Source organism: Acinetobacter towneri DSM 14962 = CIP 107472 (genome assembly GCF_000368785.1).
In the GTDB taxonomy this organism is placed as follows: domain Bacteria; phylum Pseudomonadota; class Gammaproteobacteria; order Pseudomonadales; family Moraxellaceae; genus Acinetobacter; species Acinetobacter towneri.
The window spans coordinates 111,236-124,868 of record NZ_KB849690.1 but is presented as its reverse complement, the minus strand read 5'-3'; the positions used below and the strand labels follow the sequence as shown (position 1 = coordinate 124,868).

Genomic DNA, 13,633 nt, shown 5'->3' with positions numbered 1-13,633 from the left:
GTTTAAACATTACACCCCTTATTATCAATCAAATTAATTTTCAAAGTAACTCTAAATAACGATGCACCCAATCAACCGAAATGCGCTCTTGCTCTAAACGCCTATTTTTAAATGTCTGTGCACGCAAATCATGAAATAATTTTAACTCGTCAGCAGTGAGATATTGTGGCTCACTAAAAATAGAGTCTGGTTCATCCACCATATGATTTTGGAACTGTAACACTGTGGCTTCATCCATCATTAAAGCAATCACGTGTGGAATTTTTTGCCGAACCATACTTAAAATATTTAAACCTTCAGAGTCGATATCTCCCCAATAAAAAACCTGTTTATACTGTAACCACTTGGCCTTCATCCATGTAATATTTTTACCCCCACCACAAACCACAATACTATTTTCCAAGTAAGGGCACGCTAAACCTGACTGAATATTTTCAACTACAATTATTCGTTCCGCAGGTAACTCAAATTGATCTAGCACCTCTGTAGACAATTGAAAAACGGGGAGTCCTCCCAATTTTTCCTGCACATTTGGGCAGACGGGTTTGATCGTCAACCAACCTTTGGGGCTATCTAAGCAATCTAGCCATGCCAACAACCCTCCAGCCAGTACGATCTCATCATCATAAAGTACATTGCAAATTGCCTCCGTCAGCAATAAGTTCTGCTCAAGAAACTTCGTGTTTACAGCGCTTAATGGCAAGGCCCTTAAATAAAGCCCTGCCCCCATATTCGGTTTCAGCTGTTCAATCAGCTGAATCAACCATTGCCATTCTTGTTGGCTATAGCGTTCTATCTGCTCTAAATGATGAATTAAAGTTTGAAATAAACGGTGCTGATGACGATCATGCACAAAAGACTGCTTCAAAAAGCTGGATATTTTATCCAACCAGTTTTCAAGTTGTTGCTCTGTTCCTAAAAGCTCAGTAAGCTGCTGTAAAGAAAAAATTCGTAACTTTACTGGAACACGTTGTTCTGAAAGTTGTCGATACTGCCGTTCTTGCCATTCAACCAGTTCAGGATAAGCAAAATCTGTCCACGCTTTAAAAAAAGCATGAAAATGACCCAAATTATCTCTAGCTTGTTGGTCTGTGGGCACTTTCAGTGAAATTTCGATTGGAAAAGGACGTTGATTTAACAACCGCTGCTTTAAATTTCGACGATTTTCCCATTCTTTTTTATGCAAAATACCCAAAACGGTATTTGGAAGTAATCCCCACTTCTCAATTTTAGGCATCTAACTGCACCCCAAACTGTTGTGCCTCTCTATGCAGTTGCTGTTGTTTTTGCGCCATTTTTTCATCAATTTCCTGCCAAGTAATTTCACATAAATGACTTTCATGTTTCTCAATATCTCGCTCGGCAATTAATAAAGAACGTGCTGACTCACGCGCTAAATTTAAGTTTTTATAAGGTGTGATTAAATTAACATGAATTTTCAACGCCTTAAATACTTTGAGTACTCGACGACTAACCGCTTCAGCTGTGTTTGAAAAAGCTTCATCTAAAAACACTGTACTGTAGATTGGATAATCATAGCCGTCTGGTGTTAATACATAAGCCAAACTCGCTGCCACAATGGTTCCAGCAAAAGATTCTTTTTCTCCGCCAGATTTACCACTCGATGACTCCAAAACATCTCGTATTTCTTCTGTGGCCAAATCGACTTCTTCTGCATAGAAAGACATTTGATGACGAGGATCAAGTAAACGCTGGCTTTCAAAAGTATGCGCTGTAACCGAGTTACTCGCTTTTTCTAAAATAGAAATTAATTCAGCTAACTTTTTAAAACGTTGTTCATATTCAATACTATTAATACTAGATATGACCCATTTTAGTTTTTGCTCAAAATCTATGACGTGTGGATACTTTTCCTTTTTGTATCCTAGTCTTAGATAGCTGCCAGACTTAAATTCTGTACGCCGTAAAACCTGATTAATTATGGCAATACGGTCAGTAATTTCTTCTCTATCTGCCTCAAGGCGATTCTGAATCACACTTAAAGACTGCATGGTATGTTTTTGCAGACGCTGTTCAAACTGTTCAACTAAGGCAGGCAAACCTTCCTTTTCTAGTTCATGAAAATAGGCAACGCAATCATCCAATGCGGCCAAACCAACTGCCCATTCACGTTGTAATGCAATATGTGACCATTTATCCTTGCCACGAAACTGACCAATAATGTACGTTGCGCTATTTTTTGCTGAGGTATTTTGGTTGCTGGTATGTTCAATTAAACGCTCTAGCTCTTTTTCCACAGCAGTAAGATAAGCATCCTCCAACCGAGGTGTTTCTCCTATACGCTGTAGCAACAGTTCTCTGGCTTGTTCTGGAACACCTTGGTTTGCTGCCTTTTGCGCTTGTTGTTGTTGTTTTTCTGCATCACTGAATTTCTGTTTGAGTTTCCCCCAAGTGTGTTGTAACTGTCCTTTCTGTTCCTGTAGTTGTTTTAATTCCTCTTTTGCAAGCTCCCAACGTTGTCGAGCTTGTTCAATATTGGTATCTGCCCGCTGTAAATGTTGCAAGTCATTGCTGGTCTGTTGCTGGCGCTCTGTCCAATAAGGAATATTTATCATATCCCATTGGTAACGTAACATTCGCTCCCACAAACTCTTATGCTGTGTTACCTGATCTAACACCTTACGCGATTGTGCAACACTCAAGGCATACTGTTCCAACTGTACCTCAAGTTGTTTCGCTTCATGCTTTAATAAATTTAAACGTGAAGTATTGGAAAATCCCAAACACCAAATTTTTCGATCATCAATCCGCTGTTGATCTTTTTTCTCAAAACGACCTTGCTCACGATGAATTAAGCCCTGTTGTGTCATAGAAAAAGGCGTTGTATTCATGATTGTTGTATCTGCCACACATTGCAGATCAAAGCGAAGCAGATGTTGTTTTAACCAATCACGATATGGATGCTCTCGCCAAACCAATTTCCGCAGAAAACCATTTTCTTTAAAATACACACTTTCTGTAGCATCAAGATGGATCACCTGTAAACGCACATGGGTTTTATTATGACGCGCATTCACCCATTGAGTGACCATCGAATAACGATCTTTCGGCACCAATAACGTTGTTTTTAAACCACCTAATGCTCGTTCAATTGCGCCTTGCCAGATTTTTTCAGCCTCTTTTACATCAATGAGCTCACCAATAAACATTAATTCATGTTCATCAAAATCTAAGTGCTGTCTAAGCTCATCTCTTAAACGCAATAAATGTACATCATGAATATTACTATTAGGTCTGGTTTCTATTTCCTGAATATCGCTTTGAGTTTCTTTCAGTTGCTGTTGCGTTTGTGCGTATTTGCTACTGACTTGAGCAAACTCATCTTGTCGTTGGGTTTTCTCTTGCCCAATATTTAGAAGCTGCTCATGGGCTATTTTTTGGTTATCAATTAAATTTTGCTCGGTTAAATCATCTTGCAATTGTAATTGCTGAGCATCTTCCTGATAGCGCGATGCCTCTATGGTTAATTGCTTTAACTGACGCTGTATCAGTTCTAGCTCTTTTTGTAAGTTTTCAATCCGATTACCGCCGACTTGTAAATAGTCTTCATGGCAGCGCTCTTGTCGTTTTTCCGCATCATGTTCTTGTTGTTCTAATTGCTTAAACTGCGTATGTAATCGCTGTATCTCTTGCTCCAGCTGATGTATTTTTTCAGTCCAAAACTGAACATACAATTCACCTAAATATGCAGGAAAAGCTTGTTTTTCGAGCTGTAGATTATTCAGTTGCAGAGTTAACGCTGTTATTTGAACAGCTAACTCAGGTAATTTCTGTAAATGTAGGACTTGTTCACGCGCATCTACCAAATGCTTATAGTTTGCCTCTAAGTCAGCAAACTCATTTACTGCAGTCTGTGCCAAAGCACGAACCTGGCTTGGTTCTAAAACCAACTCGCGAATTAATTTAGTCAAATCATCAATTTTCTTTAAGCCTAAAGCACGTGATAACAACGCAGGTGCATTTTTATTATCCATAAATAAATATTTACGATACATCTCCTGATAGTCTTCAAATTTGCTATCAAAATAATGCACGCGTGCATCTGTTTTAGGATTAAAATGTTGTTTTAGCTGGCGAGTATTACCGTCTGCAAATTTTTCTAACACTTCAGTCAGTTGCACATTACGACTTGCAATCATATATAAACGATTCACTTCACTCAGCGAATGTTGACCTTGTCCAACCCAAAACAATCCAATTAAAGTAATCATCGAACCGTCATCAGCGGTATATAGCGCTCTTAATGCTGTTGTCACTGCTTTTTCACGCTTATTTTTTACTCGCGTTCCAGCCCCATCATGTTCTGAACCAAAACTACCACGCATATAAGAGAGTAATGTACGGTCTGAGCGATCGCCCTGCGCAGCTGCTACGTTAAAACTAGCTTTACTTGCAGGTTGTAACAATGCCATTAAACCATCAATAAAGGTAGATTTACCTGCACCATTATCTCCCGTAATAAGTGTCCCTTCAGGATCAATACGTGCGGTATGCAAGTTATGGAAGGAGCCCCAGTTAAATACTGAAATTTCTGACAAGCGAATTTGGCCTTGTGCAAATAAAGTTGAGAGGGTCATTTCTTGCATGATGATTCTCCATATTCTTGTTCGGATTGCTGCAACTTGGCCTTTGCTGCTAATTGTTGATATTCAGATAATAAACTTTGTAAAAACTCGGCATTCACGACATAGCGGATAATTGGCGTAATTTCATAACGCCCTTCTTCACCACGCAGTCCCGTTAATACTTTTTTCTCAATAAATTTTTCTAATGCTGCATTTAGCTTTTTACGATCTTTGCTGTCATGATTCGTTAAAGGAATAAATGGAATTAAACTGCTCTGGATTCGCTCAACATCAATAATAATTTTTTGCTCACCCGCAGTTTCCCGCTCCTGATAATACTTCCGCAAAATAAGTAAAATTAAGGTGTCATATACAGTCAAAGTTCGTTTTCGTATCAGTACAGGAAAATCATCCAAAGGCTGGTTCTCATCTTCCTGTTCATCCTCAATACTTTTGAGATTGATGATATAAGCCACCCCTTGCTTGGCATCCAAAACCAACTGGATATAAACCTCTGCCAAATGTCTACGAATTTCCGCTTCATATCGGCACAATAAATCAAAAAGTTTTAAGTTTTCTGCTGCAAGAATAACCCCTTGACGCATGAGATAGACCAATACGCGTCGGGCTGCATGTGGCATAAGCGCATCTGTATCACGATCCTGAGCATGCTCCATCTCTGTTTGATTATCTGCATGTTGTTCCTCTGCCCCAGTTGTAGCAAACGAATCTTCTACAGGCTGATTAGCTTGGATTTCTATATTTTTCTCTGAATTTGAAGATGGTCTGCGTACCATTTCAAAGAAGTTGTCATGCTGTTGTATCTTATTTTCTGATTGCATCTCGATCTCCTTAAAGTGCCAGCTCATCTATATTTTTGGGAAATAAATCTGCACTCAAGTAATACACTGGAATACTGGCCTGCAAATGCACACCTGAACGATCCTTAAGTTCAACTTGCTCGGTATGCTGCATTTGTGGTGCTTTAATGGCTTTTGCTATACGCAAATAAGCAACAAGTTCTTCAAGCCCCGCTTGTAAAGGATGTTCATGTGTTAAGTGGGCAATACTCATCACCCCTTTCTGTGCGAGCGTTTGATATACTTTTTCAGCAACAGCACGAACCCGTACATTGTCTAAGTACTTCAGCATCTGATCACTAGGTTCAGTCTTGTTTTGTTGCTCTTCGACCTCACGTGTATCCATATGTTCTGTGGGACTTTTTAAAGCAAGACTTTCAGGCGAATTCAGCTGGATGGAACCCACGGCTAAATCCACTTGTACTTCTGTTTTTAAATCACACTCCGATTCCAACAATGCCACTGCATTTTTTTCTAATTCCGACAACAACTGATCAATCAAACGGTTGTCCAATGCTGCACCACTTTCAATATAAGCTCTCAAACCTTCTTCTGTACGACGTCGGACTTGGAAAACTCGGCTACTTTCGCGTCCTAACTCACGCATTAACTGACCTAAATATTTACGTTGAGATTCGCTTAATTGTTGTGCAATAGGATGATTCAAAATACTGCGTAACTGCTCTCTAAACTCAGTAGAACGATCTTGATCCTGAAGTAATTGACAAAACCCATCAAAAGCACTGCCTGCATCACTTTGGGCAAGCAACTGCTCTTTTTCCATTAAGCTCAGCAATACTTCTCCACGTGAATAAGCACCACTAATCATATCTAGACGCAACTCTTTATCTCGTAGACGAATCTCATCTTCGACCCGTCTAAAATCGCCTGTAAGAATGGAAGCAAGTTGATAAATTTCTCGTATTCTTTCTTTTTGTTCTGATTCTTCTAATTGTGTAACAACACCCGCCAACAAAGCATCTATTTCATTTTGAATCACTAATTTTTTTTGTTCGAGCAACTCCACTCGTTCTTCAATATTTTCACTCAATGCGACCACAAAATCACGAACCGCATCCTGCACAATTCTTAAATGTGATGCTGTGGTATGGGTTGCTCGCTCATCCAAGCCCTGACAAAAACGTAATACGGTTTCGCTAATATCCGTTTTACTCAGCTTGCCATCTATTTCTCTGAGCCAGCCTGAATGAATCCAATGATTTAAATAATGCGCTGCATTATTTTCTGTCTGCCAAATACCCTGCTCACGACTAGATTTAATCAACTCATCCAAGACATTTCTTGCACGGCCATAAGGGACTTCATTTTGTTCTGCAAATAAGTCAACAATGAACGCTAAAATATGTGGTGCGTTATCTGCTCTTAATAATTTCCAAATTGAGTTTTCATGATATAAACGCCGATACTTGGCCTGTAACCCTAGAATATTCATGCCATTCCACATCATCTGTATGATGGTTATTTATTCTACAGTTATTTTTTAATCACCCAAGCAAATTACCAAGCAAGACGACACGAGTTGTCGCATAAAGTAAGATGATATAAACAATCACCTTACTTCATCGAAAAAAATAAAAAACAAACCTTATCTAACTTCTTTGTGTACAGTGACAGCAACCTTAACCTACCTCTCCCCATACACCGTTGCAATCAAATGCTCCACCACTTGCGGCTCAGCCAAAGTCGAAGTATCTCCTAAACTATCCAATTCATTCGCTGCAATTTTCCGCAAAATACGGCGCATGATTTTACCTGAGCGGGTTTTAGGTAAAGCAGGTGCCCAATGCAGCGCATCAGGCGTTGCCACAGGCCCCAAAATTTTGCGTACCCAGTTGACTAATTCCTCACGCAATTCCTCTGACTCGGGTGTACCAACTTGTAAGGTTACAAAGGTACAAATCCCCTGTCCTTTAATTTCATGAGGCATGCCCACCACGGCCGCTTCAGCTACAGCTTCATGCGCCACCAAGGCACTTTCAATTTCTGCAGTCCCTAAACGGTGCCCTGAAATATTCAGGACATCATCCACACGCCCCGTAATCCAGTAATAGCCATCTTCATCACGGCGTGCACCATCTCCTGTAAAATACGCACCCGGATAGGTCGAAAAATACGCTTCAATAAAACGTGCAGGATCACCCCAAATACCACGCATCTGCCCTGGCCATGAATCTTTCATAATTAAATTACCTTCGGTCGCTCCTTCCAGTTCATGACCTTCGGCATCAACAATTGCAGGTTGTACCCCAAATAAAGGGCGTGTTGCCGAACCGGGTTTCAGTGGCGTTGCACCTGGCAATGCTGAAATTAATATGCCCCCTGTTTCGGTTTGCCACCATGTATCTACAATTGGGCAACGTCCTTCGCCTACTACGTTGTAATACCAGTTCCATGCTTCAGGATTAATCGGCTCACCGACTGAACCGAGTAAACGCAAACTACTACGGTCACTTTCACGTACGAAATGATCTCCCTCTCGCATCATGGCGCGAATGGCAGTTGGCGCAGTGTATAAAATGGTGATGTTGTGTTTATCAACAATATGCCCTGTGCGCCCCCAACTCGGATAGTTCGGTACTCCTTCAAACATCACAGTGGATGTACCATTCGATAAGGGACCATACAAAACATAGGAATGCCCTGTAATCCAGCCTACATCAGCGGTACACCAAAACACATCATCCTGTTTCAGGTCAAAAACCTCCCTAAACGTACTGTTCACATAGGTCAAATAACCGCCTGTGGTATGCAAAACGCCTTTGGGTTTTCCAGTAGAACCTGAGGTATATAAAATAAATAGTGGATCTTCTGCATTCATTGGCTCGGGTGGGCAGATATCATTCACCGACATAATTTCCATGTGATACCACACGTCGCGTTCAGGCAACATCTCAATCGGATTGCCTGTACGATGCACCACAATCACATTTTGCACACAGTCAGTACCTGCTACTTTTAGGGCAGCATCGACATTAGCTTTTAAATAAATTGGCTTACCACCACGCATGGCCGAGTCGGCAGTGACAATTAACTTGGCCTGACAATCTTCAATTCGGCTAGCCAAAGCATCGGGAGAAAAACCACCAAAAACCACACAATGCACTGCACCAATCCGCGCGCAGGCTAGCATGGCAATCGCAGCTTCGGAAACCATTGGCATGTACAGCACCACCCGATCACCTTTTTGCACCCCGTTCTTTTTCAGCACGTTGGCAAAACGACAGGTTTCATCATGCAAAGAAGCAAAAGAAACCACTTTATGCCGAGAAGGATGATCTCCTTCCCAAATAATTGCAGGTTTATGCGGATGTTCTTTTAAATGACGGTCTAAGCAATTGGCACTGACATTCAGTTGCCCATCGGCAAACCATTCAATTTTAAAATGCTCGGGGTCAAAGTTGGTATTTTTGACTTGAGTAAAAGGTTTAATCCAATCTAAGCGTTGGGCTTGCTCTGCCCAATAAGTATCAGGGTCATCTATAGATTGTTGATAGCGTTGAAAATATTCTGCCTCAGTGGTGCGGGCAGTCTTTTTAAATTCATCTGGAACAGGATATACGTCTTTCATCTGCTACTTCCTTGATGTTCTTGCATCTCTCACGAGATGTATGCCACGTTATTGATTATTATTTCTGCATATTTACAGTATGAACTTTCTTTTTTATGGCTCACCATTCGGCTTTAGTCGCATAAATTTTATACAAACAAGAGCATGCCAAATCGTTGATCGAATGCCATGTCCTTGCATTCATACTTTTCAGGTTTACATTCCACTGTACTGCGCATTGCATTATTTTTAAAGAAAATATCGTCCAATAATCGCGAGTATTAACATTTTTTTACGCAGCTAATCCTTCATACCTGCGACCCTGTCTTACAGATAAAACCACATACAACCAGCAGTTTAAGTGCTACAAAATAGTGTGCTCATCACATCTATCCAAGTTGTCTAAAATACTCGCAAGTAAGTATCGCTGCATTAACCAAATTGAGTTTTTCAGGCAAAATAGTCACTTCATTTTGAATTCGGAATTATCGTGGCAGAATCCAAACCCTCACTCAGTGAAGTTTCTGAAAACACCAGCCAGCTGTTGCAGGAAGCCACTGAAAAAACCACGCAAACCGTGATCAATCATACGGCCAAGTACAATGACGCCTACTCCACCATCGACAAAATTATGGAAGGATTTTGGGAGCGTGTGCCGTATTTAATGATTGCAGCCGTGGTGCTGATTCTGTTTTGGCTGCTTGCCCGTGTGTTTAAATGGTTTGTCCGCAAGACCCTAAACAATCGTTCCTATACCCGACAAAATCTGGTTTTGGTGCTGAATCGGGTCGGTAGTTCCGCAATTATTTTCTTTGGTTTTCTGATTGCGATGGTGATTGCAATTCCGGGTTTTACCCCAAGCCAACTGATGAGTGCTTTGGGTCTAGGCTCTGTTGCAATTGGTTTTGCTTTTAAAGATATTTTCCAGAATTTATTATCGGGCGTGCTGATTTTGATTGGTGAGCCATTTAAAATTGGTGATGACATTATCGTAAATAATATGGAAGGTACGGTAGAAGATATTCAGATTCGTGCCACCTTCCTGCGCTCTCCCGATGGACGTCGCATCGTGATTCCAAATGCGACAGTGTATACCAGTGCCGTGACGGTCAATACGGCTTATACCCGTCGTCGTTGCGAGTTTGTGGTCGGTATTGGATATGAAGATGACGTACAAAAAGCCAAAGATATTATTTTGGCCATTTTAGACCGTGACATAAAAATCTTGAGCCAACCTGCATTTAGCGTCAATGTCACTGCCTTGGCCGATTTTTCGATTAATTTAAATGTGCGTTGGTGGGTAAATACGACGGAAACCACCACTTCAGCATCCATCAGTGAAGTGCAAGAACGGGTAATTGCCGCTTTTGCCGAACATCACATTTCGATTCCTTATCCTGTGCAGGAAGTGAAAGTTTATCGTGGTGATGCAGCAGTCAATGAAGATGATTCAGCCCGCACTAAACAAACGCCCTAAAACATAAGCAATCACAGTTTCAGTACGAATAATACGGTTGCCCAAGTGCCGCGCTTGGCAGCCGTTTTTTTCGAGCAAATCAATTTCGTAGGGAATAAATCCACCTTCTGGACCAATCACAATACTGCATGGATGTTGAATGGCATGTGGCATAGCTTGATCAGTATAAGGATGCGCCACATAAGCAGGACAATCGGCAGAAATCAAACTGGGTAAGACATCTTCCACAAAAGGTTTAAAGCGTTTATAAAGCTGAATCTCAGGTGCAATGGTATCGCCTGCTTGTTCCAAACCCAAAGTTACATATTGATCGAGTTGTTGCAAAAATGGTGTTTGCCAATAGCTTTTATCGACCCGATAACTGTGCAGCAAAATAATTTTTTCCACACCTAGCGTCACGCTATCCATAATTAAACGACGTAATACTTTAGGGCGTGGTAAAGCCACAATCAGGGTCACAGGCAGTTTTTTCGGTACAGCTTCTTCATACAGGGCTTTGACTTGAATCCGCTGCTCACTAACGTCCACCACTTCGGTCAAATAACGCTTGCCACCGCGAATCCCGACTTTTAAGCTGTCACCGACTTGTACACCGACATGCGTGTGTAAATGCTGCACTTGGCGCTGGGCGCTAATAGACCACACTTCATTTGTGGTCTGCCGAGGGTCAAGCAAAACGATATTCATATTTAAAGATACTGATTCATCACGTGAATATGCTCAGTCAAAGAGCCACGATTTTTATACATAATCACTTGAGCATTTTGATTCAGCTGAGCACGCAACGCAGGTTCAAACAACAATTGCGTTAACGTATTTACAGCTTGTTCAGCATTTTCGACCACATACACGGCTTCTGCTGCAACAAACTCATCCACAATACTTTGAAAGTTAAAATAATTTTTGCCCAATACCGTGGCGACATTTAAGGCCAAAGGCTCTAAAATATTATGCCCACCGCCAGGTTCATTCAGCGAACCACCGACATAACAGGCCTGACTTAAGGCGTACCACAACCACATTTCACCCATGCTATCGGCTAAATACACTTGTGTTTCGGGTTGAATCGCTTCAGCCAAACTACGGCGCTGCATATTGAGTTGCAGTTTTTTCACCTGCACAGCCACTTCATCAAAACGCTCTGGATGGCGCGGCACAACAATACATAACAGTTCAGGATGCTGTGCGAAATAAGGTTTCAAAGCAGTCAATAATTGCTGTTCTTCAGGCGCATGGGTACTGGCAAGGGTGATAATTTTGCGATGTGCCAATTGCCATGTCTGTTGCAACTGCGCGGCTTGCTCTACAAAATCTTCTGGCGCAGTAATATCAAATTTAATATTACCCACCACGTTTGTACGCTCGGCAGGCATCCCCAATGCGATAAAACGCTGCTGTGTGGCAGAGTCTTGCGCCAAAAGTTGCTGCAAATTTTGCAACATGCCACGAGTCAATCCTTTAACTTTGGCATAGCCTTTGGCCGATTTTTCCGAAAGCCGCGCATTAATCAACAAACACGGGACTTGAAAATGCTGCGCCTGATCAATCAAATTAGGCCACAATTCTGTTTCGACCAGTGCCAATAATTTAGGCTGATATTTCTGATAAAACTCACGAATTAAATGTACCTGATCGGCAGGTAAATACACAGCTTGAAATAAATCTAAATACGGTGCTTTTAAAAATAATGATTTGGCGCGTGCCTGCCCTGTTTTGGTGGTATTGGTGACTAAAACAGGATGCCCCGCTTTTAAATAATGTTCAATTAGAGGTTGCGCGGCATTGGTTTCTCCCACCGACACCACATGAAACCAAATGGCATGTAAATTTTTAGCGGGCTGAAATGGGCCAAAACGCTCAAGCAGTTCTTGTTGTAATTGCTCAGGATGTTCGGCACGTTTACGAATACGTGACTGATAAATCGGTTTTAACAGCGCCAAGGCTGCGTTATACCAAAATGGAGTAGCCAAAAGATGCGCCCCAAAGAAAGATTATCGGCAAAATATAACAGAGCCACACGCGCATGTTAATTGCATGTGGCGCTATACTAGCTTTTATTCTACAGTGTGTTGTGTTTCCGCCAAAGTTGGATAATCGATATAGCCTTCTGCAACGGCTGTACCAATCATGTTTTCCAGCTTGAGTTCGTTTAAAGGTACATCTGCCAATAAACGCTCATACAAGTCTGGATTGGCAATATACGCCTTACCAAATGACACCGCATCGGCCTTGCCCGAAGCCAATAATTCCACGGCATCAGCACGACTTAAACGCATGTTCGCGATATATGGCACACCGCCTGAACGTACTTTCATTTCTTGGGAAATGCTGTCTTCGGCTAAATATTCGCGGGTAAAGAAAAAGGCGATTTTACGCTGCCCCAATTGCTGCATGACATAGCCAAAGGTTTCACGTGGATCATCATCTCCCATGTCGTGCTCATCGCCACGTGGTGCTAAATGCACACCGACTCGACCTGCGCCCCAGACTTCAATTAAGGCGTCCATCACTTCTAACAAGAAACGCGCACGATTTTCAACCGAACCACCGTATTCATCGTCACGTTGGTTGGTTTTGCTTTGCAGGAATTGATCAATCAAATAACCATTGGCTGCATGCAACTCTACCCCATCAAATCCTGCTTCTTTGGCACGGATGGCGGCTTGTTTATATTGCTCGGTAATGGTGTGGATTTCTGCAATTTCTAAGGCACGTGGCAACACATATTCACGTTTAGGACGCAACAAACTGACATAACCTGCTTGTTGTACCGCACTTGCCGATACTGGTGTTGCACCATTGAGTAAATCTGGATGTGAAACACGACCTACATGCCACAGTTGCGCCACAATCAAACCACCTTTGGCATGCACGGCATCGGTAACGAGTTTCCAACCCTGCACTTGAGCATCGGTAAACAATCCTGGGGTATTTAAATAACCATTGGCTTCTTCAGAAATTACCGTTGCTTCTGAAAGAATCAAACCTGCACTGGCACGCTGTGCATAATATTCTGCCATCATTGGCGTTGGAACACGGTCATCGCTGGCGCGGCTACGGGTTAAAGGTGCCATCACCACACGGTTTTTTAGATGCAGATCACCCAAAACTAAAGGAGAGTCTAATTCAGCCATTTTTGCCT

The 13,633-nt window shown here is 41.8% G+C and carries 9 protein-coding genes; 1 reads left to right on the top strand and 8 read right to left on the bottom strand.

Going from position 1 to position 13,633, the window contains the following annotated elements; genetic code table 11:
- Nucleotides 1-40 precede the first annotated feature (40 nt).
- The 5 genes from F947_RS07830 to acs form a co-directional block, all read right to left on the bottom strand.
- Nucleotides 41-1,237 carry a Wadjet anti-phage system protein JetD domain-containing protein gene (locus F947_RS07830; RefSeq protein ID WP_004974289.1) on the bottom strand — a complete coding sequence of 399 codons (1,197 nt, stop codon included), beginning with the start codon at nt 1,235-1,237 and terminating at the stop codon, nt 41-43.
- The gene (locus tag F947_RS07825; protein WP_004974287.1) at nt 1,230-4,607 is read right to left on the bottom strand and encodes an ATP-binding protein; all 3,378 of its coding nucleotides are present in this window, start codon (nt 4,605-4,607) and stop codon (nt 1,230-1,232) included. The genes F947_RS07830 and F947_RS07825 overlap by 8 nt, the downstream gene beginning before the upstream one ends.
- Nucleotides 4,595-5,428: a DUF4194 domain-containing protein gene (locus tag F947_RS07820; protein ID WP_004974284.1), complete on the bottom strand. Its 834-nt coding sequence runs from the start codon at nt 5,426-5,428 to the stop codon at nt 4,595-4,597. Before F947_RS07820 ends, F947_RS07825 begins: the two co-directional genes overlap by 13 nt.
- Nucleotides 5,429-5,438: 10 nt before the next feature.
- The gene (locus F947_RS07815) at nt 5,439-6,899 is read right to left on the bottom strand and encodes a DUF3375 domain-containing protein (RefSeq protein WP_004974283.1); all 1,461 of its coding nucleotides are present in this window, start codon (nt 6,897-6,899) and stop codon (nt 5,439-5,441) included.
- Nucleotides 6,900-7,091: 192 nt separating this feature from the next.
- The gene (gene acs, locus F947_RS07810; RefSeq protein ID WP_004974281.1) at nt 7,092-9,035 is read right to left on the bottom strand and encodes an acetate--CoA ligase; all 1,944 of its coding nucleotides are present in this window, start codon (nt 9,033-9,035) and stop codon (nt 7,092-7,094) included.
- Between the two features lie 469 nt (nt 9,036-9,504).
- Between acs and F947_RS07805 the strand changes: the two genes are divergently transcribed.
- Nucleotides 9,505-10,491 (top strand): mechanosensitive ion channel family protein, encoded by a 987-nt coding sequence (locus tag F947_RS07805; protein ID WP_004974276.1) that lies wholly within the window; start codon nt 9,505-9,507, stop codon nt 10,489-10,491.
- Here the strand turns inward: F947_RS07805 and F947_RS07800 are convergent.
- The 3 genes from F947_RS07800 to F947_RS07790 all read right to left on the bottom strand — a co-directional run bounded on the left by F947_RS07800 (nt 10,465) and on the right by F947_RS07790 (nt 13,625).
- A complete protein-coding gene (locus tag F947_RS07800; RefSeq protein WP_004974271.1) occupies nt 10,465-11,178 on the bottom strand; it encodes a 16S rRNA (uracil(1498)-N(3))-methyltransferase in 714 nt (237 codons plus the stop codon). The two genes, F947_RS07805 and F947_RS07800, sit on opposite strands and share 27 nt — an antisense overlap.
- 2 nt (nt 11,179-11,180) lie before the next feature.
- Nucleotides 11,181-12,461 carry a 3-deoxy-D-manno-octulosonic acid transferase gene (locus F947_RS07795; protein WP_004974270.1) on the bottom strand — a complete coding sequence of 427 codons (1,281 nt, stop codon included), beginning with the start codon at nt 12,459-12,461 and terminating at the stop codon, nt 11,181-11,183.
- A gap of 84 nt (nt 12,462-12,545) precedes the next feature.
- A complete protein-coding gene (locus F947_RS07790; RefSeq protein WP_004974267.1) occupies nt 12,546-13,625 on the bottom strand; it encodes an alkene reductase in 1,080 nt (359 codons plus the stop codon).
- Nucleotides 13,626-13,633 lie beyond the last annotated feature (8 nt).

Excerpts from the sequence above, each read along its gene's own strand:
- F947_RS07830 (WP_004974289.1), bottom strand. The coding sequence starts at position 1,237 with ATGCCTAAAATTGAGAAGTGGGGATTACTTCCAAATACCGTTTTGGGT.
- F947_RS07825 (WP_004974287.1), bottom strand. The coding sequence starts at position 4,607 with ATGCAAGAAATGACCCTCTCAACTTTATTTGCACAAGGCCAAATTCGC.
- F947_RS07820 (WP_004974284.1), bottom strand. The coding sequence starts at position 5,428 with ATGCAATCAGAAAATAAGATACAACAGCATGACAACTTCTTTGAAATG.
- F947_RS07815 (WP_004974283.1), bottom strand. The coding sequence starts at position 6,899 with ATGAATATTCTAGGGTTACAGGCCAAGTATCGGCGTTTATATCATGAA.
- acs (WP_004974281.1), bottom strand. The coding sequence starts at position 9,035 with ATGAAAGACGTATATCCTGTTCCAGATGAATTTAAAAAGACTGCCCGC.
- F947_RS07800 (WP_004974271.1), bottom strand. The coding sequence starts at position 11,178 with ATGAATATCGTTTTGCTTGACCCTCGGCAGACCACAAATGAAGTGTGG.
- F947_RS07790 (WP_004974267.1), bottom strand. The coding sequence starts at position 13,625 with ATGGCTGAATTAGACTCTCCTTTAGTTTTGGGTGATCTGCATCTAAAA.